Consider the following 24,802-nt stretch of genomic DNA (forward strand, 5'->3'; position numbering starts at 1 on the left):
CCTCCTTGGCGGCCGAGGTGCCGGTGTTCATGGCCACGCCCACGTCCGCCTGGGCCAGCGCGGGCGCGTCGTTGGTGCCGTCGCCGGACGGCCGCGGCGCTCCCGGGCGCAGGCTCCCCCTGGCGCACCGGGAGCGGGTGTCCGCACCGGTCGGTGACCGAGGAGCCGCGGGAGTGGCCCCCTGATGTGCCGACCGGTGGGACAGGCCGGTGTCCGTGCGTCCGCTGCAAGGAGGTACGGACCCGGCGGCCTTGAGTCACCGACATGCTTTCCGCCCGGTGTTGGAGCGTGGGCGGCGCGGTCGGGCCGTTCCGGGGACTGGGGGCAGGCCTCGGCGCAAGGGTAGAGCGAGCGGGCCGGGGCGGACAACGCCTTTCCGGACTCCGAGATGACCATGCTCCGCCGGTCGCCGACCGGAAGGCCGCCGATTAGTTTTGGCGCGCGCCTCGGTCATAGCCCCCGTAGCCGCGAGGATGAGGCCGGAAGGCAAGCGGCCACCAGAGACGAATCACCTAGGAGATCTTGAGATGCGTACGTTGATCAGCACCGCCTTCGTCTCGCTCGACGGCGTCGTGGAGGCTCCGGGCGGCGAGGCCGGCTACCGCAACGCCGGCTGGACCTTCAAGGACATCGAGTTCCTGCCGGAGGCGTTCGAGATCAAGGGCCGGGAGCAGCAGGAGGCCGCGGCGATGATGATGGGCCGGATCAGCTACGAGGCGTTCAGCCCGGTCTGGCCCGGCATGGAGGACTTCGCCCAGTACAAGCCGATGCCCAAGTACGTGGTCTCCACCAACCTCGCCGAGGACGCCCTGGTGCCGGACTGGGGGCCGACCACGATCCTGCGCTCGCTCGACGAGGTGGCCGAGCTGAAGAAGTCCGAGGGCGGTCCGATCATCGTGCACGGCAGTGCCACCCTGAACCGGAACCTCTCCGACGCCGGTCTGATCGACCGCTACCACCTGCTCGTCTTCCCGCTCCTCCTCGGCGCGGGCAAGCGGCTGTTCAGCGACACGGACAAGGACGCCCAGAAGCTGCGGCTCGTCGAGCACGAGGCGTACGCCAACGGGTTGCAGAAGAACGTCTTCGACGTCGTCCACTGACGCTTCCCGGACGGCGCGGCGCCCGCGCAGGCTAGCCTGCGGACATGATCGTATGGCTCAACGGCACTCATGGCGCGGGCAAGACGACCACCAGCGCGCTCGTTCAGCAACTCCTCCCGGATTCACGGGTGTTCGACGCCGAGAAGGTCGGCGAGACGCTCATGGACATCACGCCGGGGCTGCCCGGTACGGACAACTTCCAGCACTGGCCGCCCTGGCGACCGCTCGTCGTGGAGACGGCACGCCGTGTGCTCGACTACACCGGCGGCACCCTCGTGATGCCCATGACCGTCCTGGTGGAGGAGTACTGGCGCGAGATCAGCGCGGGCCTGGAGCAGTACGCCATTCCCGTACGGCACTTCGTCCTCCACGCCGATCAGGCGACCCTCCGGGGCCGCATCGAGGGGGACACCGTCATGGGTCCCTCCGAGTTCCGGTTCAAGTACCTGGAGCCCTACGCCGAGGCGGCCCGTACCTGGCTGCACGACGAGGCCGAGGTCGTCGACACCACGCACCTCACGCCCGCCCTGGCGGCCGAGCAGATCGCACGGGCCGTCAAGGGCTGAGGCGCCTAACCGCTCCGTACGACACAGTCCTCCGGCTGCGGCTTTCCGGTCGGCCAGGCCAGGCCCACGAAGGCCAGCGTCCCCGGGCCCGCCTTGGCGCCGGGCTGCAGCCTGACCACGGCCAGGGGCTTGTCGTACGGGTTGCCCGCCTTGGTGAGGCAGATGCGGCCGCTGGTGCCGTTCACGCGGTTCTTCGACTGCATCGTGGCCCAGCGGTTGCCCACCTGCTCGGCGGTGGGCGCCGCCTCTCCGGTGGGCTTGGCGCCGCGGATCGCCTCGACCGCGGTGCGTACCCCGTCGTGCACCATCATGGTGCGGGAGTCGCCCAGTTCCACGTCGCCGATGTCGCGGCCCCCGGACTTCAGGGCGGTGACCGTGCCCTTCAGTTCTTCGAGGGCGGCCATCGGGTCGCGCAGCGAGGCGGGGGCCTGCGACGCGGGCGGCTTCTTGCCGGTGCGGTCCTCCGCCTTCTTCTGCCATTGCCGTACCTCGGCGTCCCAGGCGTCGGGGTGGGCCGGTGCGGCGTACTGCACGGTCAGGCGCGGCTTGCCGGAGCTGTCCCGGAGTTCGGCCCAGTCCCGGTCGGTCATCCGGTTGTTCAGCGAGGCCGCGTCCGAGCCGGACACGACGGTGAACTTCCGTTCCGCGCAGGCCTCCTTGGCGAGCCGCTTCAGGAAGAGCCGCAGATGCGTCGAGCGGCCCGCGAAGTACACCGTGTCCGCGCCCGAGTTGCAGATCGTGTTGACCGTCGGCCGGAACTGGTTGTCGACGTCGCCGGGATCGGCGACCCCGGGCGACGTGAAGGTCATGTCGTCGGGGCCCGCGGGGCCGTCCTCCGGAAGTCCCTGGAAGGCGCCGGCGAGGGAGCGCACATACGGGTCGGGGCGGGTGTCGCGGACCAGGACGGTCTGCCGGTCCTTGCGGCTGCCGTTGTAGGCGGCAAGGGCCCTGGCCTGCTGCTCGTTGGTGGGGATGATCCGGGCGAGCCCCTTGAAGTCGTACGTTCCGTCCTTGCTCTCGCGGTTGGCGAGGGTGCTCGCCGACGCCCGCGCCACGAGCACCGGCACCTGTTGCTCGGTGAGGCTGCGCACCGCCTCCTTGGTGGCGTCCAGGGAGAGGTTGAACCCGGTCACCGCGCGGAGGTTGTCCTTCCCGGAGTGCGCCATCCGCACCAGGTCCGGCACCACCTCGTCCTGCCGGAGGTAGTCCTTGCCGGGGTTGGCGAGCACCAGACGCACCACCGGCTTGCCCGGCTCCCGGTTGGCGATGTACTGCGCGAGGAAAGCGCCCTGCAGTTCGCTGAGCAGTTGCCGCCGTTCGGCCTTCGAATCCGGTTGCAGCGGGAGCATCATCGCCACGGTGACGTGCGGCTTCTTGTCGATGCGGCGGTTCTCCTCGGCTATCCGGGCCGCGACCGGGGCTATGCCGGGCTCACCGAAGTCGTAGCCGGAGCCGTTGACGCCGACGCACTCGCCGCCGGACTCGGTGACGCCTTCGGCGCAGTCGTCCGCGTGCTCGGTGATCCGCGACACGAGGCCGTAGGCCCCGACGGCGAGGAGGGCGGCGAGAACACACGTGATGATCTTCTTCAGCAGCGTGTTCCACAGGTGCTCGTGCAGCCAGTCGGCGGCGGTCTGGAACATCCCCTCAGCTCCCCTCTCCGATGTGGGCCGTGCAGGAACAGGACTGCAGCGGCTGCCGGTTGCGGGCGCGGCGGTCCCACCGTCCGGCCCGTGCGGTGATCACGGGCGCGGCCCCCGCGTACTCACGGGCCAGCTCGCCGAGGAGTTGCGCCATCCGGTCCGCCGCGGCGATGTCCGGCGGCCGGGTGCGCTCCTCGCAGAGCCACACGGCGTGCAGCAGCTCGTCCAGCTGGCGCTCCAGCCTGGTGCCGTCGACGCGGGCCACCCTCATCCGGGCGTGCCGTTCGTCGAGGCCGCCGGGCGAGGGGGCCTGGGCGAGGGCGAGCAGTTGGTCGCACCACTCGTCGGCGCCCACGCCGTTCGCGGGGAACCTGGCGGCGAGGTGGTGCACGGCGCGGTCGGGGCCGTTGGCGACCAGGTCGTGGTTGAGGCCGTGGGCCGCGGTGGTGCCGAAGGCGCGGTCGGGGGACTCGGCCCGGCTGCGGTAGTGCGTGTGCAGCAGGCTGTGGTTGCGGCGCCAGTCGGTGCCCGCGTCCGGCGGCCCGTGCAGCCTGCTCATCAGGAGCTGCCGCAGGCCGAAGTCCCCGATGAAGTGCCGCTCGCAGGCGGGCCAGCCGCTCTCGTGCAGGAACCTTCCCACCTCGTCCGCGGTGAGCCCGCCCGCCAGTTGTTCCAGCTCGGGGCTGCGCAGCAGGGCGCGGGCGCAGTCGCCGGTGTGCGCCACCGACAGCTGGGTCAGCAGGTCCAGCCAGCGGTCGGTGTGCTCGACGGGGAGCCGCTCGGGCAGCTGCCTGAGCACCAACTCGGCGAGCAGCACGTCCCGTACGGCGAGGGGCGCTCCGTCGAGCCCCGCGGGCTGGTCGAGCAGCTCCCGGTCGTTGTCGAGCTCCGGCAGCTCTCCGGCCGCTTCGACCAGGCGCTGCACCATTCGCGGGCGGCGGCCCGAGAGGCGGTGCACCGCGCTTTGCGCCCGGCGGAGGCGTGCCGCTTCGGGTGCGCCGCCGGTGTGCTGCTGGAGCTCCTTGTGGATGTGCTCGGTGGTGAGCAGCGGCATCCGCAGCATCAGGACGCCCTGGCCGAGGCGGCCGCGGGCGGGCAGCCGCTGCCAGCCGGGCGGCTCCTCCTGGTCGGGCCGGTAGGTGGCGCGTTCCTCGGTGCGCGGCTCGTCGGCCAGGAACAGTGGTTCCCCCACCCGTTCGCCGGCCACGAGGACCGTGCGTTCGCGGTGGCCGTCGGCCCGGTCGGCGAGCGCGGCGGCGAGGAGTCGGCGGCCCACCGGCCAGTTGGCGTGCTGGAGGAGCACGGCGGGGCGGCCCACGCGGTTGAGTGCGGCGCCGAGCCCGCTGTAGGCGGCGTCCAGGTCCTCGCGCAGGGCGCGGAAGAGGAAGCCCTCCGCGAACTTCCGGTCGTCGCCGCCCTCCTGGAAGTCGTGGGCGAGCAGCCGCAGCCCGGTGCCCGCGCTGCCGGCCGCGCCGGGATAGTCGCCGTAGGTGGCCCGCACCGGTTCGGCGCCGGTGCTGGCCAGCTTCTCCAGGAATTCCGTGAGTCCGGCGCCCACCAGTGGCGCCGCCGCGGGGGCGACCACCCCGGCGAGCGCGGAGAGATAGCCGGTCACCAGATTGCGCATGAACCGGCCGAGCGCCCTGCGTGGCCGCAGCAGCGAGCGGTAGCGCTCCAGTTCCTGTTCGAGCTCGCGCCGCCGCAGCCGCGCGCCCGCGGCGATCGCCGCCATTCCGGCGAAGAAGCGGGGGGTGGGCAGCGCTCCGCCCGGCCCCTCCCACTCGCTCATCCGCAGGGCGACGTCGTACATGGTCTCCGTGGCGTCCGAGCGGCAGGAGGGCCTGCGCCCGGCCTCCGCCGCGTACCGCGGGTCCGCGCAGTCCACGTACGCGACCGGCACCTTGCGCCCGAACCGGTCCCGCAGCAGTTCGAGGAGGCGCTGTTTGCCCATGCCGGGGCCGCCGGTGAGCAGGACGACGGGCAGGTCGGGCCCGTAGAGCAGCTTCTCGTCGCGGCCCCTGGCGTTGCGGCCGAGGAGCCTGGGAAAGAAACCTTCGTCCTCGATGAGGCCCTCGAACCCCAGTTCCCGGCTCATCCGCGCACCCCCGTGCCTGACGTGGCCGCTGTGCGGCGGGTGGTCCATGTCGGTCAGTGTCGCTCTACGTCGCACGGAGCGTACTTGAGCACGGCTCACGAATACATCAACTTTGCTGCACAGAGCGTCACTTGGTGCACTTCCGGCGGGTGCAGTAGCGTCGGCGGCCCCGTACGGGGCTCCGTGCGGGCCCCCCGGAGAGAGGCAGGGAGTCCGTGCCGGTCATCGATGCGTGGATGCAGCACCCCACGCTCCGCCACTCCAACCACGAGATGTTCGAGTCGCTGCGCCGGTGGACGGGGCTCGCGGTCCTCGACGAGCCGTTGCCGGTCGAGGCCACCTTGGCGGCGCTGGCCGCGGCGGACGTCGAGTTCGGTCTTTCGTCGGCCTGGTACGGGCCGCAGGGCCCGCTGATCAGCAACGACGAGGTCGCCGACTTCGTCGCCCGGTCCGACGGGCGGCTGCGCGGAGTGGCCGGCGTGGACCTCACCCGGCCGGTCAGGGCGGTACAGGAACTGCGCCGAGCGGTGGAGGAACTCGGCTTCGTGGCCCTGCGGATCGTGCCCTGGCTGTGGCAGCTGCCGCCCACGGACCGGCTGTACTACCCCCTGTACGCCGCTTGCGCGGAACTCGGCGTTCCGTTCTGCACCCAGGTCGGGCACACCGGCCCGCTGCGTCCCTCGGAGACGGGCCGGCCCATCCCGTACATCGACCAGGTCGCGCTCGACTTCCCCGAACTGACCGTCGTGTGCGGCCACATCGGTTATCCGTGGACCACGGAGATGATCGCGGTGGCCGACAAGCACGCCAATGTCTTCATCGACACCAGCGCCTACACCGCCCGCCGCTACCCGCCCGAACTGGTCGACTACCTGAGCGGCCGGGGCCGCGGGAAGGTCCTGTTCGGCTCGAACTACCCGATGATCACGCCGGGCAGGGCCCTGGAGCACCTCGCGGAACTCGGCCTGGACGAGGAGACGACGGAGCTGTTCCTCTCCGGCAACGCCCGGCGGGTCTTCAGCCTCTGACCGGGGCGGGCAGTCCGGCCGTGGCGCCGGTACGGCTTCTGGAAGTCCCTCAACCGACACCTGATGCGTGCCATCCCATTGACGTCGCTTTCCCTGCGTGCATATATGAAGCCTCACATAGGTGAAGTCGCACATAGGTGTCACGCAGAGGAGCCCGCGCCCGTGAAGTTCGAGTACGTCCTGCTTGGTCTGCTGACCCGGCGCCCCTACAGCGGCTACGACCTGCGCAAGTGGCTGGAGACCGAGGGGCAGTTCCTGTGGGCGCGGGCGCACCACAGCCAGATCTACCGCAAGCTCGCGCAGATGGAGGCCGACGGCTGGGTGCGGCACGAGATCGACGCGCGCGAGGGCCGGCCGGACGCCAAGGTGTACCGGCTCACGCCCCTCGGCCACGAGGTCCTCCTGGAGTGGGTGCGCTCGCCCTACGAACCGCCGAGCCGCTTCCAGGAGATCGACTTCATCGCCCGGTTCAGCATCACCGGGCCGCTCGACCGGGCGGCGGCGATCCGCCTGGTGGAGACCGAACTCGGCTACCGGCGCGCGCAGATCGCGAAGAACCGGGGCCGCGACCGCACCTTGCGCTACGAGGATCCGGCCCCCGGTCTCGACCAGGAGCTCGATCTGCAGATCCACGGCGTCCTGCACGCACTCGGCGCGGCGGCCATGGACCGCTGGGTCGCCTGGCTGGAAGAGACCCGGCAGAGCCTGACGGAAGGAAGGCCCCTCCGATGAAGGCCATCATGGTGATGTTCGACAGCCTCAACCGGCACATGCTGCCGCCCTACGGAGGCGACTGGACCCACGCACCGAACTTCGCCCGCCTCGCCGAACGGGCCGTCACCTTCGACAACGCGTACGCGGGTTCGATGCCCTGCATGCCGGCCCGCCGCGAGATCCACACCGGACGGCACAACTTCCTGCACCGCGGCTGGGGCCCGCTCGAACCGTTCGACGACTCCATGCCCGAGCTGCTGAAACAGAACGGCGTCTACACCCACCTCGTCAGCGACCACCCGCACTACTGGGAGGACGGCGGCGCCACCTACCACGGCCGCTACAACACCTGGGAGTTCTTCCGCGGCCAGGAGGGCGACCCGTGGAAGGGGCAGGTCGCCGACCCCGGGATACCGGAGGACCTGAAGCGGATGCGCTTCGGCGTCTACCGCCAGGACTGGGTCAACCGCCCGCACATGGCGACCGAGGACCGGCACCCGCAGACCCTCACCTTCGACGCGGGCCTGGAGTTCGTCCGCACCAATCAGGACGCCGACCGGTGGTTCGTGCAGATCGAGACCTTCGATCCGCACGAGCCGTTCTTCAGCCACCAGACGTACAAGGACCTCTATCCGCACGACTACGAAGGGCCGCACTTCGACTGGCCCGACTACAAGCGGGTCGTGGAGAGCCCCGATCAGGTCGAGCACGGCCGGTTCGAGTACGCGGCGCTCCTGTCGATGTGCGACCACTCGCTGGGGCGCGTCCTCGACACCATGGACGAGCTTCGGATGTGGGACGACACCCTGCTGATCGTCTGCACGGATCACGGTCTGCTGCTCGGCGAGAAGGGCTGGTGGGGCAAGAGCGTCCAGCCCTGGTTCAACGAACTCGTCCATCTGCCGCTGTTCGCGTGGGATCCGCGCTCGGCGAACGCCGGCGCGCGGCACGGGGCCCTGGTGCAGACCGTCGATCTGGCCCCGACGTTCCTGGAGTTCTTCGGGGTCGAACGCCCCGGGGACATGCGGGGCAGGCCGCTGCCCGTCGCCGAGGACGTTCCCGTACGCGAGGCCGGTCTGTTCGGCATGCACGGCGGGCACGTCAACGTCACCGACGGCCGTCACGTCTACATGCGGGCGCCCGCGTCACCCGACAACGCGCCCCTGTACGAACACACCCTGATGCCGACGCACATGCGGGGCCGCTTCTCCCCCGCCGAGCTGGCCGACCTGGAACTTGCCGAGCCGTTCGACTTCACCAAGGGCGTGCGCACCCTGCGCGTGCCGGGCCGCACCCTGGTCAACCCCCACCACCACGGCACGCTTCTCTTCGACCTGGAGACCGATCCGGAGCAGACCTCGCCCCTGGTCGACGACGCGGCCGAACTGCGCATGGCGACCTTGATGGTGGAGCTGATGCGGGCCGAAGACGCGCCGCCCAGCCAGTACGAACGGCTCGGGCTGCCCGCCGAGGGGCCGGTGACCGAGCAGCATCTGCTGGTCCGGTCCCAGCGCGAGCAGGCGCGACGGGCCGTACAGCCGCTCCCCCGCGCCGAGGACTACCCCGAGGGCCGTCTCTCGCTGCGTACGCCCCTGAAGGCGCTGCTCTCCGATCCGGTCGCCGTCGAGGTGCTGCGCAGGCATCTGCCCGGAGTCGTCGACTCCGAGCTCCTGCAGATGCTGGGCGCCACCCCGCTCATCGACGTCGCCGCGATGGCGGGAGCGCTGTTCCCTGCGCCGGGTCTTCGCCTCGTCGCCGAGGAACTCGCACAACTCTGATTCTTCCAGGGCCGCTTGAGCCGGTGACGGGGTTGCAGCCCCGTCACCGGCGATCGCCCTCCGCCTCCCCGCAGATCTCCCGCCAAGAAAATCGCAGAGAAAAGAGAGGGCGCGATGCCCGAGCTTAGTCAGCGCACCGTCATGCCCCCGTCCGAGGTCAAGGTGAAGGGGCGCTGGCGGCAGCTGTCCCTGCTCGGCGGCACCATGCTCGTCGACAGCACCGAGGCGAGCCTGGTCAGCAGCCTGTTCCCGCTGATCCGGCAGTCCCTGGGGGTCTCGCTCGGTGCCCTCGGCGTCCTGACCGCCGCGGGCAAGGTCGCGGGCGCGTTCACCGGGCCCCTGTGGGTGTGGGCCGCGCAGCGCTGGTCGCGCAAGAGCGTCCTGGTCGTGGCCACCGGGCTCTGGGGCGTGTGGGGCGTGGCCGCGGGCTTCTCGCAGACCTTCGGCCAGCTCCTGGTCCTCTACACCGTCCTGGCGGCGGGCTACGCGGCCGCGCACCCCATCATCACCGAGCTGATCGGCGATCTCTTCGGCGGATCGTCCCGCGGTCGTGCGGTCGGCGTGGTCTACGGCGCGGTGTCCCTGGTCAGTGCCGGGATCGGCCCGCTCAAGGGCCGGCTCGCGGGCGTCGACGACGGCTGGCGCTGGGGCCTGTGGGGCATCGGTGCCTTCAACATCCTGCTCGGCATCGGGCTGTGGATCTGGTTCCGCGATCCGGGCCGCGGCGCGGCCGAGGAACAGCTCGCCGACCTCGACCCCGCCACGCGCGACGCCCACTCGAAGCTCACCCGGGACAAGGCGCTCTCGCTGCTGAGGATCCGCAGCCTGGTGCTCCTGCTGATCTCGCGGCTGATGTCGGGCCATCTCCTGGTGGGCACGTTCGGCGTGGTCTTCCTGGTGGACGTGTACGGCTTCAGCACCCAGAAGGCCTCGATCGTGCTGCTGCCCTTCGGCGTCGGCTACTTCCTCGGCACGCTCCTGGGCGGCGCCGCGGCCGACTGGGCCCATCGGCGCAGCCCGCGCCACGGCCTGGTGGCGGTCCTGCAGACGGCCCAGTTCGTCTTCGCTCTCGTGGCGTACTTCGGTACGCAGTTCGACTACGGCGGCATCGCCCTGTTCGGTGTCTTCTTCGCCCTCATGGGCGCGGCCCAGGGGGTCAACCCGAGCGTCAACCGGCCCATGGTCATGGCGATCACGCCGCCCGAGCTGCGCGGAGCGGCCTTCGCGGTCTATGTCTCGGTCTTCGAGGCGATCGCCTGGGCGGGCTTCAGCCTCGGCGCGGGGTTCCTCGGCGACGCCGTCGGACTGCGCACGGTCTTCCTGTGGGTCCTCGTGCTCCTCATGCTGGTCAACGGCGTGTTCCTGACCCTGCTCTACCGCCCGTACGCCGATGACGTCGCCCGCGTCCAGCGGGAACTGCACGCCCGGCGCGAGGCGGCACTGCTTGTGCGAGGGTGATCCCGTACCTCCCACGCCTCGACGCCTCGTACGTCTCGAACGCAAGGAGCCGCATACCGATGGCAGCCACCGCAGCGAGCCTGGCCCTGGACGTGACCTCGGGGCTGCGGGCCAGTGACCTCGAGGCCTACTACCAGGACCTGCACCGCCACCCCGAGCTCTCCTTCCAGGAGCACCGCACGGCCCAGATCCTCGCCGGGCGGTTGCGCGACGCCGGGTACGCGGTGACCACCGGCGTGGGCGGCACGGGTGTCGTGGGCGTCCTGGAGAACGGCGACGGGCCCGTGGTGTGGCTGCGCGGCGACATGGACGCGCTGCCGGTGAAGGAGACCACGGGCCTCGCGTACGCCTCCACGGTCGACGGCGTCATGCACGCCTGCGGCCACGACACGCACGTGACCTGGCTGACGTTCGCGGCCGACGCGCTCGCCGCGGCCCGCGAGACCTGGGCGGGCACGCTCGTAGTAATCGGGCAGCCCGCCGAGGAAGCGGGCGGCGGGGCGAGCGCGATGGTCGCCGACGGGCTCCAGGAACGCTTCCCCCGCCCCGACGCCGTCTTCGGCCAGCATGTCGCTCCCGGCCCGGCGGGCTTCGTCGCCCACACGCCGGGGCTGATCATGTCAGCCGCCGACAACGTGGAGATCGTGGTGCACGGCGTCGGCGGCCACGGCTCACGCCCGGAGGCCGCCGTCGACCCGGTGGTCACGGCCGCGTACATCGTCACCCGGCTGCAGACCGTGGTCTCCCGCGAGGTGTCCGCGTCGGACGCGGTGGTGCTCACCACCGGCCAGTTCCACGCGGGACAGCGCCCCAACATCATTCCGGCGGAGGCCCGGCTCGGCCTCAATCTGCGCACGCAGGACGAGGCGGTGCGCGAGCGGGTCCTGGCCGCCGTCCGCCGCATCGTCGAAGGCGAGTGCCTGGCCGCCGGGTGCCCCGCGCCGCCCGAGGTGACCGTCGGCGCCAGCTTCCCCGCCACCGTCAACGACGCCGCGCTCGACGCGGAGATCGCCGCCGTGCACCGCGAACTGTTCGGCAAGGACACCGTGTTCGACTTCGGGCCCGCGATGGGCAGCGAGGACTTCTCCGTCCTCGTGCCCGCCGGTGTGCCCTACGACTTCTGGTTCGTGCCCTCGACGGCGCACGCCACCTGGCAGGCGGCGCCGGGCAAGGAACTCGCCGAGAAGTTCACCGGCGTGCCGGCCAACCACAGTCCGCTGTTCGCCCCCGATCTCTCGGTCCTGCTGCCGGGCGCCCAGACGCTGGTGGGGGCGGCGCTGCACAAGCTCTGCGCGTAGGCCCCGGCCGGTCAGCGGAAGGCCGCGTGGCCGGTGAGGGCCTGGCCGAGGGCAAGCGTGTGCATCTCGCTCGTGCCCTCGTAGGTCAGCACGGATTCGAGGTTGTTGGCGTGCCGGATCACCGGGTACTCCAGCGAGATGCCGTTCGCGCCGAGGATCGTGCGCGCGGTGCGGCAGATCTCGATGGCCTCGCGCACGTTGTTCAGCTTGCCGAAGCTGATCTGTGCCGGGTGGACCCCGGCGGGCGAGTCCTTGAGCGCGGACAGGTGCAGGGCGGTCAGGGTCGCCTTGTGCAGTTCCAGGGCCATGTCCACCAGCTTCTGCTGGGTCAGCTGGAAGCCCGCGATCGGCCTGCCGAACTGCTCGCGCTGCACGGCGTAGTCACGCGCCGACCGCCAGGCGGAGCGGGCCGCGCCCGTGACGCCCCAGACGATGCCGTAGCGCGCCTCGTTCAGGCAGGTGAGCGGGGCGCCGACACCGCGCGCCTCCGGGAGCAGCGCGGACGCGGGCAACCGGACGCCGTCCAGGACGAGTTCACTGGTGACGGAGGCGCGCAGCGACATCTTGTGCTTGATGACGGGAGCGGAGAAGCCGCGGGTGCCGGTGGGCACGACGAAGCCGCGCACCCCGTCCTCCGTCTGCGCCCAGACGACGGCGACGGCCGCCACCGAACCGTTCGTGATCCACATCTTGCGGCCGTCCAGGATCCAGTCGTCGCCGTCACGGCGCGCGCGGGTCGTCATGGACGCCGGGTCGGAGCCGTGGTCGGGTTCGGTCAGGCCGAAGCAGCCGATGGCCGAACCTTCCGCCATGCGCGGCAGCCACTCCTGCTTCTGCTCCTCGGAGCCGAAGCGGTGGATCGCGAACATCGCGAGGGACCCCTGTACGGAGACGAAGGAGCGCAGCCCCGAGTCGGTCGCCTCCAGTTCGCGGCAGGCGATGCCGTACGCGCGGGCCGACATCCCCGCGCAGCCGTAGCCCTCCAGGTGCATGCCGAGCAGGCCCATCTTGCCGAATTCGCGGGCGAGTTCGGGCAGCTGGGGCAGCTCGCCGGACTCGAACCAGTCCGCGATGTGCGGTTCCACCCTGGCGTCGAGGTACTGCCGGACCGTGTCGCGCACGGCGCGCTCCTCGTCGGTGAACAGTGCCTCCAGGTTGAGCGGGTCGACGGCGTCGAGAGCGGGGAACGGCATGATCATGCTCCTTGCGAGTGGTGCGGGTGCTCGGGGTGGTGTTGCGGGTGCCCGGGGTGGTGTGGCGGGTGGGCGAGCAGTCGGTCGATGTCCGCCTCCGCGTAGCCGAGTTCGGCGAGTACGTCCCTGCTGTGCAGGCCGAGGGTGGGCGGGGCGGTGCGTACGGCGGGGCGTTCGCCGCGGAAGCTGACGGGGAAGGCGACCTGCTGGAGCGGGCCCACGTCCGGGTGGTCGACCTTCTGGACCATGCCCAGCGCCTCGGTCTGCGGGCAGTCGTAGACCTCGTCGAGGGTGCGGATGGGGGCGACGGGGACGCCGCGCGGCTTGAGCAGCGCGCACCAGTGGGCCACGGTGTCGTCGACGAGGACCGCTTCCAGCTTGGCGTTGAGGGCGCCCCGGTGGGTGACGCGGGCGCGGTTGGTGGCGAAGCGCGGGTCGTCGGCCCACTCCGGGTGGCCGAGGGCCTGGCTGAGGCGGCGGAAGAGTCCGTCGCTGCCGACGGCGATGACGAAGTGGCCGTCGGACGCGGGATAGGCCTGGTAGGGGACGAGGCTCGGATGGCCCGAGCCGAGGCGGGCGGGCCGCTCCCCGGTGGCGAAGTAGCCGGTGGCCCAGTTGATGTGCAGGGCGAGCTGGGACTCGTACAGGGACGTCGTGACGTACTGGCCGCGTCCCGTGCGCTCGCGCTCGACGAGGGCCGAGGTGACGCCGATGAGGCCGAAGAGCGCGGCGCCCAGGTCACCCATCGCGTAACCGGCCTTGACGGGCGGCCCGTCGGGCTCTCCGGTGAGGGACATCAGTCCGGCGCTGGCCTGCGCGACCATGTCGTACCCCGGCTCGTCGCGAAGCGGCCCGGAATCGCCGAACGCCGAGATGTGCAGCAGGACCAGGCGCGGGTAGCGCGCGCTGAGGGTGCGGTAGTCGAAGACGTCGGCGAGGGAGCTGCCGGGGCGGAAGTTCTCCACCAGGACGTCCGCGTCGGCGAGCATCCGGTGCACGGCCTCCTGCCCCTCGGGGGACTTCAGGTCCAGGGTCACCGAGCGCTTGTTGCGGTTGGCCGCCAGGTAGTACGTGGCGTCCGGGCCGTTGAAGGGCGGGCCCCAGGCGCGGGTCGGGTCGCCGCCCCGGGGGTGCTCGACCTTGATGACGTCCGCGCCGAGGTCGGCGAGGGACATGGTGACGTAGGGCCCCGCGAGGATCTTGGAGAGGTCCACGACCTTCATTCCGGCCAGGGGGGACGCGGGGCGGGGCTCGTCAGGCATGTGCGGGGGCCTCCTCGGCCGTGGCGATCGGGACCTGTCCACCCTCGGCCAGTTCGGCCAGGTGGTCCAGGGCCGTTCGGGGCAGGGTGTCGGGGTCGTCGAGGAGCGCCGCGTAGGTGCGGGCGACCAGGAGCGCGCGGCCGTCGCCGGTCGTCCGCCGCTCGTGGTCGGCCTGGTCGTACAGGAGCGTCGCCATGACGGCGTGCGTGAGCTTGTCGGCGTACCGCCCGGCCCTCGCCTCCTGCTCGTCCTCGGGGAGTTCGAGGAGGGCGTCGCCCTGCTTGCGAAGGAGCTCCCAGCGGTGCCTCACCGGGTCGCGGTCGCCGTAGGTGCCGGCGAGGGTGCGGTGGGCGGCGGCGCGGCGCATGCAGCGCAGCACGTCGAGCGCGATGACGTTCGACGAGCCCTCCCAGATGGAGCCGAGGTGGGCGTCGCGCACGAGCCGCGGGTTGACCCAGTCCTCGATGTAGCCGTTGCCGCCCCGGATCTCCATGGCCTCGCCGGTGACGGTGCGGGCGCGCTTGCACAGGGTGTGCTTGGCGAGCGGGGAGAGGACACGGACCAGCGCCTTGGCCCGTTCGTCCCCGTCGTCGGCGGCCGTGAGGCGGGCCGCGGCTTCCAGGACGAGGCCGAGCGCGGCTTCGGTGTCGAGGATCATCGGCAGGAGCGTGGCCCGCATCAGGGGCTGGTCGAAGAGGGGCTTGCCGAAGACGTGACGGGCGCGGGTGTGGTCGACGGACTCGCGGACCGCGCGGCGCATCAGGGCGGTGGCGCGCATGGCGTTGGAGAGCCGGGAGACGTTCAGCATCTCGGCCATCTGCCGGAAGCCGTGGGTGAGTTGGCCGACGGGGGTCGCGTAGGCCTCCTCCAGGGTGACCTCGCCGCTGGCGATGGACCGGGAGCCGAGCTTGTCCTTGAGGCGGTCGATGCGGACGGCGTTGCGGGTTCCGTCGGGCCGCAGCCGCGGTACGAGGAACATGCCGAGGCCGCGGGTGCCCTCGCCCTGTCCGGGGACGCGGGCGAGGGTCAGGATCACGTCGGCGGCGGGGTTGGACGCGAACCACTTCTTGCCGGTGAGGGTCCAGTGGGTGCCTTGGTCGGTGGCGAGGGTCTGGGTCAGGCCGACGTCCGTGCCGCCCTGCCGCTCCGTCATGAACATCGCGCCGGTGGCCCGGATTTCGGGGTCGGTGGAGGAGAGCGCGGCGATCTCGGCGGCGTACCGGTCGGGGTCGAACAGGCGCAGGATGCGGGCGGCCGAGTCGGTCATCGACAGCGGGCAGGCCATGCCGAACTCAGACTGTACGTAGAGGTAGGACAGGGCGTATTTGACGGTGTGCGGGGTTTTGCCGGGCCAGCCGTGGACGCCGGGCCTGTGGGACATCGCGGCGAGGCCGAAGCGTTCGTAGGCGAGGGCGGCGGCGCGGTCGTGGGCCGGGTGGTACTCGATCGCGTCGACGCGGGTGCCGTCCGGGGCGTAGGGGATCAGGCGCGGCGGGTGGGCGTCGGCGAGTGCGGCCTGCCGGTCGAGGTCGCCCGCGGCGAGCTCGCCGAGTTCCGCGAGCAGGGGCTCGACGCGGATTCGGTCGTCGGCGGACAGGAGGCGGTCGAGGAGGGGGCGCAGGGCGGGGTCGCGGTCGGCGAAGTTCACGGGGGACGGCGAGGACACAGGTGGCTCCAGGTCAGGCGGGTTGTGCGGTACGGGAGTCGGCGGCACCGGCGGCTTCCGGTTCGCCGGTGCGGGCGAGCAGGGGCAGCACACCGGCGAGGGTGAGCGCGGTGTAGACGAGGCCCAGGGCGACGACGGGCCAGATCGAGCCGAAGGCCGTCAGGAGGTACTGCGAGACGATCGGTGCGGTCCCGGCGAACAGGGTCGTGCACAGCTGGTACGACAGGGACATGCCGGTGTAGCGGACCTCGACGGGGAAGACGCGGGCGAGGATCCCGGCGAGCGCGGCGTAGTACATGGCGTGCGGGAAGGTCGCGAGGCCCATGCCGAGGACGGCGAGCCAGAAGTCGCCGGTGCCGACGAGGACGAACATCAGCGGCAGCAGCACGAACTCCGGAAGGAGCATCCACAACACGGCCTTGCGCACGGGCCACTTGGTGGCGAGGACGGCGCCGAAGGGCTGCACGATCACCTGCACGACGAGGGCCAGCGAGATGACCGTGAGGAACGTCGTGCGGTCGAAGTCCAGGTCGGCGGTGGCCCAGGACAGGGCGAACGTCGTCTTGACGTAGGTGATCGCGACGCCTGCCGTGCCGGCGAGCACGCCGAGGAACACGAGCAGCGGGGAGCGCGTGAGCACTTCCTTGATCGGCAGCTTGATGGTCTTGTTGCGGGCGAGCGCGGCCTGCATCTCGGGGGTCTCGGCGAGCCTGAGCCGGATGAACAGGCCGACGGCGACGAGGACCGCCGAGAACAGGAACGGCACGCGCCAGCCCCACGATTCGAAGGCGGCGTCCGGGAGTTGGGCCATGCCGAGGAAGGCGAGCGTCGCCAGGAGGTTGCCCACCGGGGAGCCCTGCTGGGCGAAGGAGCCGTAGAGCAGCTTGCGGCCCGGCGGGGCGTACTCGGTGGCGATGAGGACGGCGCCGCCCCACTCGCCGCCCATCGCCACGCCCTGGATCATCCGCAGCAGGACGAGGAGGACCGGCGCGGCGGCACCGATCTGCGCGTACCCCGGCAGGAGCCCCACGCAGAACGTCGCGCCGCCCATCATCGTGAGGGTGGTGACCAGGGCCTTCTTGCGGCCGTACTTGTCGCCGAAGTGCCCGAATATCAGGCCGCCGAGGGGGCGGGCGAGGAAGCCGACCCAGAAGGTGGCGAAGGCCGCGAGGGTGCCCACGGCGGGTGAGGCGTCGGCGAAGAAGATCTTGCCGAGGACCAGGGCGGATGCGGACCCGTAGATGTAGAAGTCGAACCATTCGATGGTGGTGCCGACGAACGCGGTGACGCCCGCGCGGCGCGCCTCGCGGGCGAGTCGGGGATCGGGTGCCTCGGGAGCCCCCGGGGCCGGGGCCTGGTTCGGTTCCCCGGGGAGCGGGGCGTCTTGCTGCATGACGAGCGTCCTCTCGTGGCGGCAGATCCCGCGGCGGAGGGCGACGAGGTGGGGAGGGCGGCCGAGCGGCGGGCTGCCGGTCCTCGCTCCGTCGCGAGACGTGGATCACTCTGCCTTCCGGCATTAGGAGGTGTCCAAGACCAATAACGGGCCGCACCGAGACGTCATCGAGCACAATCGGCCGGCGGAATCAGCCGCCGGAATCGGGGGCGTCGGCAGGCACCGGCAGGACCTCGTCGGCCACGCGGAGCACCGCGTGCAGCGCCGCGGAGCGGTTGCCGGTGCGCCAGCCGAGCGCGATGGGCAGCACCGGCACGTCGTTCCCGGCGAGCGGCCGGAACACGACGTGCTCCAGATGGATGTTGCGGGCCGACGCCACCACGACCGCGAGACCGACGCCCGCCCCCACCAGGGCCAGCATGTTGTACGAGTCCGGCGCCTCCTGCACGATCCGCGGCGCGAACCCGGCCTCGTGGCAGGCCTGCACCATGGCCTCGCGCACGGCGGACTCGCGCGACAGCGGGAACGTCACCAGCGGCTCGCCCGCCAGTTCGCTCACCGGGATCTCGGAGCGCGCGGCCAGCGGATGACTGTCGGGCAGGGCGAGCACGAGCCGCTCCATGCGCACCACGCGGGCCGTGATGCCGCGCCGCACGGGAAGCGCCACGAAGCCGATGTCCAGCGTCCCGTCGGCGACCCGCCGCAGCGCCTCGCCGGTGTACGTCTGGCCTTCGAGGACCAGCTCGATGCCCGGCAGCCGGGTGTTGACGGCGCGGGTGAGCAGGGGCAGCGCGGAGTAGCTGCTGGCCCCGGCGAAGCCGACGCTGACCCGGCCGACCTCGCCCAGATGCGCGGCCCGCACCGTGCGCCGCACCGCCGAGGCGTCGGCGAGCAGCCTTCGGGCGGGCTCCAGGAGCGCCTGCCCGGCGGGGGTGAGGCTGACGGTACGGGTGGTGCGGTCGAACAGTTTCACCCCGAGGTCCCGTTCGAGGAGCTTGATCTGCTGGCTCAGGGGCGACTGGGCGATGTGCAGGCGGTCGGCGGCGCGGCCGAAGTGCAGTTCCTCGGCGACGGCGACAAATCCGGACAGGTGTCTGAGCTCCACGCCGGTGACGATACGGCGCCGACACCGGCCCGGTGGCCGGACCGCCACCGGCAATTCGTCTGATCGTCTTCCCCTGTCCGGGTCGATGTGGGAGAACGCTCTGATGTGCGATGACGAACTGATACCGCCGCGGGCGGACTTGACCGAGCAGCAGTGGCTGCGGGCCGACGCCCCGCTCGCCGCTGACCTCGCCGCCACGTGGGGCCCGCAGGCCCTCACCTTGCCTCGCCGTACGCTGCTGGGCGGTGCGGCGGCCGGTGCCGCGCTCGCCGTGCTGCCGTCCGGCGCGCCCCGGGCCGCGGCGTCACAGGGCGTCGCGAAGTTCCCCTTCCCCGACGGGCCGAACCGGCGGGGGGAGTTCGCCGTCCTGGTGACCGGGGACGCGGGCACCGGCGGCGAGGAACAGCTGGCCGTGACCGAGGCAGCCCGGCGCGTGTGCCGCGACGAGGGGATCTCGCTGGCCGTCGGTCTGGGCGACAACATCTACGAGAACGGACCCGAGTCCGACCACGACTCCGAGTTCCGGGACAAGTTCGAGACGCCCAACACCGGCATCGACGTCCCCTGGCTCATGGTCCTGGGCAACCACGACTGCTCGGGCCTGATCCCGGGCAGCGGCGGCGACCCGGCGCGCGGTGACCGCGAGGTCTCCTACGCGGCCTCCTCGCCGCGCTGGTACATGCCGAGCCGCTACTACAACGTCGCGCTGCCGTCGGGCGACGGTTCGGACGACCCCGTGGTGGAGTTCTTCGCCCTCGACACCAACCCGGTCGCCTCGACGGTCGCCCAGATCTCGCCCCACTACCGCTGGGACGGCCCCTACATGCGCGCCCAGCGGCAGTGGCTGGACACGGCGCTCTCCGCGTCCCGCGCCCGCTGGAAGGTGGTCCTGGGCCACCATCCCTACCTGAACAACGGGAAGCACGGCAGCGCGGGGTCGTACGACGGATTCGTCATCGGCCACTACACGAGCGGGATCCACCTCAAGGAGCTGTACGAGCAGGTGGTGTGCGGCCGGGCCGATCTGATCCTGTCCGGGCACGACCACACCCTCCAGGTCCTCGAGCCCACGACCCGCACGGCGGGCACCCGCCAGATCGTCTGCGGGGCCGCCGCCAAGTCGGGTGACGGCAAGGCCCACTTCGACCACCCCGCCGCCTGGCAGAACTTCTCCGACGTGGGGTTCATGGTGCTCAAGGCCTCCGGACGTGCCATGACCGTGGACGCCTACACGGTCGACGTCCCGACCCGGACCGCGCGCCTGACGCACACCACGACGACCTCCACGACGGTCGCGGGCCGCGGCAAGGTGAGCCAGGGCTAGGGGGCTTCGCGACGGGCCGCCCCCGCCACGTTCCTGGCCCACAGCACGAGCGGGACCTGGAGCGGGAGGCGGCCCATCGCCGCGGCCCTGAGCGGGGCGGGGCGGCCGCGCCAGTCCACCGCCATCTTCACGTTGGCGGGGAACACGCCCACGAAGAAGGCGGCCGTGGCGAGGGCGGCGGGGCGCCGGGTACGGGGCAGCGCCACTCCGGCCGCGAGCGCGAACTCCACCACGGCGCTGCCGTACGTCCAGCTGCGCTGCGATCCCGGCAGGAAGCGCGGCACGGTGGCGTCGAACGGCTTCGGGGCCGCGAGATGAGCGACGCCCGCCCCGGCCAGCAGACCGGCCAGGAGCAGGGGCGAACGGGGCACCAGCGACATGCTGCCTCCTCGAGTGATGACGGAGGCCCGACCTTACTCGACAGTAAGTACAGAGTCACCGGGGCCCCGTGCCCCCCGGCCTCACAGCAGCCGGGCCCCGCGCTTGGCGAGGTAGCGGACCGGGTTGATGTCGGACCCGTAGCCGCGCCGGGACCGGATCTCCAGGTGGAGATGGGGCCCCGTGGCACGGCCCGTGGCCCCGCTCCTGCCGAGCCGGTCGCCGGTGCCTATGCGCGCCCCCCGGCGCACCGAGATACGGGAGAGGTGCGCGTACACGGCGTAGTGCCCGTCCCGCATCCGCACCGTCACCGCCTTGCCGTACGCCCCCGACCACCGCGCGAGGACGACGGTGCCCGCGCCGACGGCGTGCACCGCGGTGCCCTTGGGGACGGCGAGGTCGATGCCGGTGTGGTGCCCGGCGGCCCAGTCGCCGCGTACGCCGTAGCGGGCGCTCACGCGGTAGCGCTTGCGCAGCGGAAGGGTGAATCTTCGGCGGGGCTTCTCCGGGGCGAGCGCGCGGCTCTCCGGAACTGCCTCGTCCCCCTCGGCGAGGGCTTCCTCGAACTCCGCGTCGTAGCCGACGCCGCAGCCGCCGTCGGACTCCGCGGCGGCGTGCGCCGCGGGTCCCGCCACCGTGAGGGCGCCGCCTGCCATGAGACCCGCGGCGACGCTCAGCACGTCACGTCGTGTGGTGCCCGCTTCACGCGGGCTGTCTATGTCGTGGCCCATGAGGGCCAGCACAGTGGCGACGGCCCGGACGCGCACGCCGAATGCTCCGCTTGGCGTAACACCCCGCGTACACCCTCCGTGCCCGGGCCCCGGGCCGCCGGGTCAGTCGAGGGTCGGCCGGTACACCGTGAGCGCCTCGGGGAGCTTGTCCAGGAGCAGCGAGGCGGGCGCGGGGGCGAGTTCGCCGTCGTATGCCATCTGGGTGCCCTCCGGCAGGCCCGAGATGACCAGGCGCTGCGCCTTGGCCGACGCGTAGAGCCGGGTCTTGGCCAGCTGTCCGGCAAGGGCCGCGGCGAGCAGGCGGCTGCGCGCGAACTTGCCCCCGCTCGCGATACGGACGTCGAGCAGCCCGTCGGCCAGGTCGTGCCTGCGCACCGGGGCGATGCCGGTGCTGCGATAGGCGCCGTTGCCCGCGAAGAGCAGCCACATGTCCCTGGCCTTGCCGTTCACCACCGCGCGCAGCGGCTTGCCGGTGTGCAGGATCTGGGCGACGCCGAGCAGGGCGGCGGGCGGTCCGCCGATCTTCGGGGACCACTCCTCCCTGATGCGGACGAGTTCGGGGTAGGCGCCGAGGCTGAACGTGTTCAGGAAGTACACCGGCTCGGAGTACGTCCGTCCGTCCGGGCCGATCCCGGCGAGCGGCTTCACCCGGCCGACGTCGGCCCGTACGGCGCTGCCGGTGGCGAGGGCGACGCAGGCGTCCGCGACCGTGTCGACGCCGAGGTCGGCGGCGAAGTGGTTGAACGTCCCGCCGGGCAGCACCATCAGCGGCACATCGAACTTCAGGGCCGGTGTCACGGCGGCGTTCACCGTGCCGTCTCCCCCGCACACGCCGAAGACGCCGCCGCGCCGGGCCGCGTCCCTGGCCGCTTCCTCCAGGACCTTGGGCAGCGGCCCCGCCTCCTGCTCGTAGAGGATCACCTCCGCGCGGGGCAGGGCGGTCTTCAACTGCCGGACGGGGTCGATGATTTGCGGCTGCGCCCCGGAGGAGGGGTTGACGACCACGACAAGGCCCTCGCCGTCGGGCAGCGCGGGCGCGTCCGTGCGGGGGCGTGCGGGCGGTGGCAGCTGCGCCCTGGAGGGCACCAGGCCGCGCACCGCGTAGGCGGCGCCCGCGCCGAGGGCGGCGCCGACCAGGACATCGCTGGGGTAGTGCACGCCGGTGTACACGCGGGAGAAGGCGACCGACGCCGCGACCGGGGCCACGGCCGCGCCCATCCCCCGCGACTCCAGGGCGACTCCCGTGGCGAAGGCCGCCGCCGAAGCCGCGTGCCCCGAGGGGAAGGAGCTGGTGATGGGCTGGTGGGAGAGATGCCGTATCACCGGCACCGCGTCGAGGACCGGCCGCGAGCGGCGCACCGCCCTCTTGCCCAGGGTGTTGACCGTGCCCGAGGCGAGCGCCAGGGACGCGATGCCGCGCACCGCCGCACGCCTGCCGCGCGCACCGCCGAACGCCCACATGCCCGCGGCGATGCCGAACCACAGCAGGCCGTGGTCGGCGCTGCGGCTCAGCCGCGGCAGGACCGGCTCCGCGGCCGGCCAGGAGCGGACGGCCACGCGGTGGAACGCGAGGCGGTCGGTGGCACCGAGCAGCTTGCGGATGTGCGGTCCCTGGTCCTGGAGATCACTCATGAAGCCCCTATACCCCCGCATGCCGTCCGCATCGCACACATCTTGCGCCGGCACTGTGACGTTCACTTCAATCAGTCATATGGCAGCTCCCGACCCCACCTCGCCCAGGCATCCCGTCCCGCCGCAGCGCTCGGCCGAACTGCCGCCGACGGCGTGGGCGGTGCTCGGCCTGCTCTCCTTTCCCGGCGAACGCACCGGGTACGAGCTGAAGAAGTGGGCGGACGCGTCGCTCCGCCACTTCTACTGGTCGCCCGCCATCAGCCAGATCTACGCCGAACTGCGCCGCCTCGAAGCGCTCGGGTACGCCACGTCACGGCGCTCGGGACCCGAGGAGCCCCGCGCGAAACGGTCGTACGCCATCACCGCCGACGGCCGTGCCGCGCTCGTCGGATGGGCGGCGGGCGTCCGGGACGCGGGCCCGCCCGTCCTGAAGCACCCGCTGCTCCTGCGGGTCTGGCTGGGGCATCTCGCGGCGCCCGGCCATCTGCGGGCCCTGGTGACCGAGCACATCGCGCACACGCGGGGCGAACTGAAGGAGATTCACGACGCGCTCGCCCGCGCGGACGGCCAGGAGGCGTGGACGCATCCCCAGATCGCCCTGCGCTGGAGCCGACGGCGTCTCGAAGCGGAGATCGAACTGGCCGAGGCGATGCTCGCCGACCTCGCGGAGCTCGCGGAACCGGCGGCGCGGACGGACGGCGACCACGCCGGAACCACCGGCTCGGCATCCCCCGCTCAACCCCCCGGTCAACCTCCCGGGGACTCGCCCACCCACGGGTGACGTGGCTCGCGGTGCGGGGCCGCTCAACGGTAGGACGGGCGGGGTCAGCCGACCCCGCCGTATGGAGCAGTGCCCCTGTGAGCACCCGTGCCGTCCTTGCCGCCGCCGTCATCACCGGGCTTCTGCTCGGCATCGTGGGGACCAGAGCGGACGACTCCGATTCTTCCTGGCACCCGCGTACGGACGGTTCCTTCGCGGAAGCGGGCCGTTAGGCTGCGACATTGCCGCGTGGCACCCCTGTCCTCGCCCCGCGGCCACCGAGCCGCCGTCGACGGAAGCGAGTGAACCTTGAACTTCCTCACCATCGGTCACCGCGGGGTCATGGGTGTCGAACCCGAGAACACCCTCCGGTCCTTCATCGCCGCGCAAGCCGCGGGCCTCGATCTCATCGAGCTCGATCTGCATCTGAGCAAGGACGGCGCCCTGGTCGTCATGCACGATGCCGACGTGTCCCGTACGACCGACGGCAAAGGACCGATCGCCGAGAAGACCCTGGCCGAGCTGCGGGAGCTCGACGCGGGGCGCGGCGAGCGGATCCCCGTGTTCGAAGAGGTCCTCGACGCCGTGCAGGCACCCCTTCAGGCCGAGATCAAGGACGTGGCCGCCGCCCGTGCCCTCGCCGAGGTGATGCACCGGCGCGATCTGGTCGGCCGGGTCGAGGTGATCTCCTTCCACGACGAGGCGATCGCGGAGATCTCCCGCCTCGTCCCCGGCGTGCGCACCGCGCTCGTCGCGAGCCGCTACGGCACCGACGTCGTGGAGCGCGCCACGGCGGTCGGCGCCACCACCCTCGTGCTGAACATCCGGCGGCTGACCCAGGAGATCGTCGAGCGTGCCAAGAAGGCCGACCTGCGGATCATCGGCTGGGTCGTGAACTCGCAGGACGATCTGCGCCTCGTGCGCGCGCTGCAACTGGACGGGGCGACCACGGACTACCCGGAGATCAAGCGGACGGGCCGCTTCACGGCCTGACCGCTCGCCGCCTCCGTCCGTCGACTCCGTCTGTCGCCGCCGCGCTCAGCCGAGGGTCTTGACGAGCAGCTCGAACTGCAGGTCGTCCCGCTGCGGAATACCGAAGCGCTCGTCGCCGTACGGGAAGGGCGTCATCTTTCCCGTACGGCGGTAGCCGCGCCGCTCGTACCAGGCGATGAGGTCCTCCCGTACGGAGATCACGGTCATGTGCATCTCCCGCACGCCCCACGCCTCCCGGGCGGTCCGCTCGGCCTCGGCCATGATCACCTTGCCCAGGCCCGCGCCCTGGAGCGCCGGGCTCACCGCGAACATCCCGAAGTAGGCGTGCTCGCCACGGTGTTCGAGCTGGCAGCAGGCGACGATCTCACCGGCCCGCTCGACCGTGAGCAGCTTGCTGACCGGCGACTCGATGACGTCGAGCACACCCCGCGGGTCGGTCCGCTGCCCCTGGAGAATGTCCGCCTCCGTGGTCCATCCCGCCCGGCTGGAGTCGCCGCGGTACGCCGACTCGATGAGCGGGACGAGCACGTCGACGTCCGCTTCGGTGGCGGAACGGAAGGTCACGTCGTTCGCGCCGAGGCGCGGTGCGGTGTCCATGGGGCGGGGTCTCCGATCTCTCTGGCCCGCCGCTGTCCGGCGCGGCGTGGGCGGGGCACCGCCGAGCGTATCCCCCCACTAAGGTGCG

The 24,802-nt window shown here is 71.8% G+C and carries 23 protein-coding genes; 12 read left to right on the plus strand and 11 right to left on the minus strand.

Features of this window, described 5'->3' with window-relative positions:
• The 3 genes from ABZ906_RS37510 to ABZ906_RS37520 form a co-directional block, all read left to right on the plus strand.
• Positions 1–185 (plus strand): hypothetical protein (locus ABZ906_RS37510; protein ID WP_361390416.1); only part of this gene is annotated, 185 nt, incomplete at its 5' end.
• A gap of 342 nt (positions 186–527) precedes the next feature.
• Positions 528–1,100 (plus strand): dihydrofolate reductase family protein, encoded by a 573-nt coding sequence (locus tag ABZ906_RS37515; RefSeq protein WP_361390418.1) that lies wholly within the window; start codon positions 528–530, stop codon positions 1,098–1,100.
• Between the two features lie 44 nt (positions 1,101–1,144).
• Complete coding sequence (locus tag ABZ906_RS37520; protein WP_361390420.1) at positions 1,145–1,666, plus strand: AAA family ATPase; 522 nt, start codon at positions 1,145–1,147, stop codon at positions 1,664–1,666.
• Positions 1,667–1,671: 5 nt separating this feature from the next.
• Here ABZ906_RS37520 and ABZ906_RS37525 read toward each other — a convergent pair whose 3' ends face one another.
• Positions 1,672–3,309, minus strand: coding sequence for an amino acid ABC transporter substrate-binding protein (locus ABZ906_RS37525; RefSeq protein ID WP_361390422.1), 1,638 nt, complete (start codon positions 3,307–3,309; stop codon positions 1,672–1,674).
• A gap of 4 nt (positions 3,310–3,313) precedes the next feature.
• A complete protein-coding gene (locus tag ABZ906_RS37530; RefSeq protein WP_361390424.1) occupies positions 3,314–5,452 on the minus strand; it encodes a hypothetical protein in 2,139 nt (712 codons plus the stop codon).
• Positions 5,453–5,619: 167 nt separating this feature from the next.
• On the opposite strand from ABZ906_RS37530, the gene ABZ906_RS37535 reads away from it, so the two are divergent.
• The 5 genes from ABZ906_RS37535 to ABZ906_RS37555 all read left to right on the plus strand — a co-directional run bounded on the left by ABZ906_RS37535 (position 5,620) and on the right by ABZ906_RS37555 (position 11,680).
• Positions 5,620–6,432 (plus strand): amidohydrolase family protein, encoded by an 813-nt coding sequence (locus ABZ906_RS37535; RefSeq protein WP_361390426.1) that lies wholly within the window; start codon positions 5,620–5,622, stop codon positions 6,430–6,432.
• 162 nt (positions 6,433–6,594) lie between these two features.
• A complete protein-coding gene (locus ABZ906_RS37540; protein WP_361390428.1) occupies positions 6,595–7,164 on the plus strand; it encodes a PadR family transcriptional regulator in 570 nt (189 codons plus the stop codon).
• Positions 7,161–8,924 carry a sulfatase gene (locus ABZ906_RS37545; RefSeq protein ID WP_361390430.1) on the plus strand — a complete coding sequence of 588 codons (1,764 nt, stop codon included), beginning with the start codon at positions 7,161–7,163 and terminating at the stop codon, positions 8,922–8,924. The genes ABZ906_RS37540 and ABZ906_RS37545 overlap by 4 nt, the downstream gene beginning before the upstream one ends.
• 114 nt (positions 8,925–9,038) lie before the next feature.
• On the plus strand, positions 9,039–10,382 hold the full coding sequence (locus ABZ906_RS37550) for an MFS transporter (RefSeq protein ID WP_361390432.1): 1,344 nt from the start codon (positions 9,039–9,041) through the stop codon (positions 10,380–10,382).
• Positions 10,383–10,441: 59 nt separating this feature from the next.
• Positions 10,442–11,680: an amidohydrolase gene (locus ABZ906_RS37555; RefSeq protein ID WP_361390434.1), complete on the plus strand. Its 1,239-nt coding sequence runs from the start codon at positions 10,442–10,444 to the stop codon at positions 11,678–11,680.
• A gap of 11 nt (positions 11,681–11,691) precedes the next feature.
• Here ABZ906_RS37555 and ABZ906_RS37560 read toward each other — a convergent pair whose 3' ends face one another.
• The 5 genes from ABZ906_RS37560 to ABZ906_RS37580 form a co-directional block, all read right to left on the minus strand.
• Positions 11,692–12,873: an acyl-CoA dehydrogenase family protein gene (locus tag ABZ906_RS37560; RefSeq protein WP_361390436.1), complete on the minus strand. Its 1,182-nt coding sequence runs from the start codon at positions 12,871–12,873 to the stop codon at positions 11,692–11,694.
• Positions 12,874–12,875: 2 nt separating this feature from the next.
• Positions 12,876–14,135 (minus strand): CoA transferase, encoded by a 1,260-nt coding sequence (locus ABZ906_RS37565; RefSeq protein WP_361390438.1) that lies wholly within the window; start codon positions 14,133–14,135, stop codon positions 12,876–12,878.
• Positions 14,128–15,801 (minus strand): acyl-CoA dehydrogenase family protein, encoded by a 1,674-nt coding sequence (locus ABZ906_RS37570; RefSeq protein WP_361390440.1) that lies wholly within the window; start codon positions 15,799–15,801, stop codon positions 14,128–14,130. Before ABZ906_RS37570 ends, ABZ906_RS37565 begins: the two co-directional genes overlap by 8 nt.
• A 13-nt stretch (positions 15,802–15,814) precedes the next feature.
• Positions 15,815–17,194, minus strand: a complete 1,380-nt coding sequence (locus tag ABZ906_RS37575; protein WP_361390442.1) for an MFS transporter — start codon at positions 17,192–17,194, stop codon at positions 15,815–15,817.
• Between the two features lie 190 nt (positions 17,195–17,384).
• Positions 17,385–18,299: a LysR family transcriptional regulator gene (locus ABZ906_RS37580; RefSeq protein ID WP_361390444.1), complete on the minus strand. Its 915-nt coding sequence runs from the start codon at positions 18,297–18,299 to the stop codon at positions 17,385–17,387.
• 103 nt (positions 18,300–18,402) lie between these two features.
• Here ABZ906_RS37580 and ABZ906_RS37585 point away from each other — a divergent pair, with 103 nt between their 5' ends.
• Complete coding sequence (locus ABZ906_RS37585) at positions 18,403–19,623, plus strand: metallophosphoesterase (protein ID WP_361390446.1); 1,221 nt, start codon at positions 18,403–18,405, stop codon at positions 19,621–19,623.
• Here ABZ906_RS37585 and ABZ906_RS37590 read toward each other — a convergent pair.
• From ABZ906_RS37590 to ABZ906_RS37600, 3 genes are all read right to left on the minus strand, one after another.
• Positions 19,620–20,003 carry a hypothetical protein gene (locus tag ABZ906_RS37590; RefSeq protein ID WP_361199951.1) on the minus strand — a complete coding sequence of 128 codons (384 nt, stop codon included), beginning with the start codon at positions 20,001–20,003 and terminating at the stop codon, positions 19,620–19,622. The genes ABZ906_RS37585 and ABZ906_RS37590 overlap by 4 nt on opposite strands.
• Positions 20,004–20,084: 81 nt before the next feature.
• Positions 20,085–20,768, minus strand: a complete 684-nt coding sequence (locus ABZ906_RS37595) for a M23 family metallopeptidase (protein ID WP_361199948.1) — start codon at positions 20,766–20,768, stop codon at positions 20,085–20,087.
• A gap of 66 nt (positions 20,769–20,834) precedes the next feature.
• A complete protein-coding gene (locus tag ABZ906_RS37600; protein WP_361390448.1) occupies positions 20,835–22,364 on the minus strand; it encodes a phosphatase PAP2 family protein in 1,530 nt (509 codons plus the stop codon).
• 79 nt (positions 22,365–22,443) lie between these two features.
• Between ABZ906_RS37600 and ABZ906_RS37605 the strand changes: the two genes are divergently transcribed.
• The 3 genes from ABZ906_RS37605 to ABZ906_RS37615 all read left to right on the plus strand — a co-directional run bounded on the left by ABZ906_RS37605 (position 22,444) and on the right by ABZ906_RS37615 (position 24,117).
• Positions 22,444–23,145 (plus strand): PadR family transcriptional regulator, encoded by a 702-nt coding sequence (locus ABZ906_RS37605; RefSeq protein ID WP_361390450.1) that lies wholly within the window; start codon positions 22,444–22,446, stop codon positions 23,143–23,145.
• Between the two features lie 77 nt (positions 23,146–23,222).
• Complete coding sequence (locus ABZ906_RS37610; RefSeq protein WP_361199940.1) at positions 23,223–23,357, plus strand: hypothetical protein; 135 nt, start codon at positions 23,223–23,225, stop codon at positions 23,355–23,357.
• 76 nt (positions 23,358–23,433) lie between these two features.
• A complete protein-coding gene (locus tag ABZ906_RS37615) occupies positions 23,434–24,117 on the plus strand; it encodes a glycerophosphodiester phosphodiesterase family protein (RefSeq protein WP_361199937.1) in 684 nt (227 codons plus the stop codon).
• Positions 24,118–24,162: 45 nt separating this feature from the next.
• On the opposite strand, the gene ABZ906_RS37620 is transcribed toward ABZ906_RS37615, so the two are convergent.
• Complete coding sequence (locus ABZ906_RS37620; RefSeq protein ID WP_361390452.1) at positions 24,163–24,714, minus strand: GNAT family N-acetyltransferase; 552 nt, start codon at positions 24,712–24,714, stop codon at positions 24,163–24,165.
• Between the last annotated feature and the right edge of the window lie 88 nt (positions 24,715–24,802).

The sequence above is a fragment of the Streptomyces sp. NPDC046925 genome (genome assembly GCF_040644915.1).
Lineage (GTDB): Bacteria > Actinomycetota > Actinomycetes > Streptomycetales > Streptomycetaceae > Streptomyces.

Bases quoted from the DNA above. Each gene is read 5' to 3' on its own strand.
- ABZ906_RS37515 (WP_361390418.1), top strand. From the start codon at position 528: ATGCGTACGTTGATCAGCACCGCCTTCGTCTCGCTCGACGGCGTCGTG.
- ABZ906_RS37520 (WP_361390420.1), top strand. From the start codon at position 1,145: ATGATCGTATGGCTCAACGGCACTCATGGCGCGGGCAAGACGACCACC.
- ABZ906_RS37525 (WP_361390422.1), bottom strand. From the start codon at position 3,309: ATGTTCCAGACCGCCGCCGACTGGCTGCACGAGCACCTGTGGAACACG.
- ABZ906_RS37530 (WP_361390424.1), bottom strand. From the start codon at position 5,452: ATGGACCACCCGCCGCACAGCGGCCACGTCAGGCACGGGGGTGCGCGG.
- ABZ906_RS37545 (WP_361390430.1), top strand. From the start codon at position 7,161: ATGAAGGCCATCATGGTGATGTTCGACAGCCTCAACCGGCACATGCTG.
- ABZ906_RS37550 (WP_361390432.1), top strand. From the start codon at position 9,039: ATGCCCGAGCTTAGTCAGCGCACCGTCATGCCCCCGTCCGAGGTCAAG.
- ABZ906_RS37555 (WP_361390434.1), top strand. From the start codon at position 10,442: ATGGCAGCCACCGCAGCGAGCCTGGCCCTGGACGTGACCTCGGGGCTG.
- ABZ906_RS37560 (WP_361390436.1), bottom strand. From the start codon at position 12,873: ATGCCGTTCCCCGCTCTCGACGCCGTCGACCCGCTCAACCTGGAGGCA.
- ABZ906_RS37565 (WP_361390438.1), bottom strand. From the start codon at position 14,135: ATGCCTGACGAGCCCCGCCCCGCGTCCCCCCTGGCCGGAATGAAGGTC.
- ABZ906_RS37575 (WP_361390442.1), bottom strand. From the start codon at position 17,194: ATGCAGCAAGACGCCCCGCTCCCCGGGGAACCGAACCAGGCCCCGGCC.
- ABZ906_RS37585 (WP_361390446.1), top strand. From the start codon at position 18,403: ATGTGCGATGACGAACTGATACCGCCGCGGGCGGACTTGACCGAGCAG.
- ABZ906_RS37590 (WP_361199951.1), bottom strand. From the start codon at position 20,003: ATGTCGCTGGTGCCCCGTTCGCCCCTGCTCCTGGCCGGTCTGCTGGCC.
- ABZ906_RS37600 (WP_361390448.1), bottom strand. From the start codon at position 22,364: ATGAGTGATCTCCAGGACCAGGGACCGCACATCCGCAAGCTGCTCGGT.
- ABZ906_RS37605 (WP_361390450.1), top strand. From the start codon at position 22,444: ATGGCAGCTCCCGACCCCACCTCGCCCAGGCATCCCGTCCCGCCGCAG.
- ABZ906_RS37620 (WP_361390452.1), bottom strand. From the start codon at position 24,714: ATGGACACCGCACCGCGCCTCGGCGCGAACGACGTGACCTTCCGTTCC.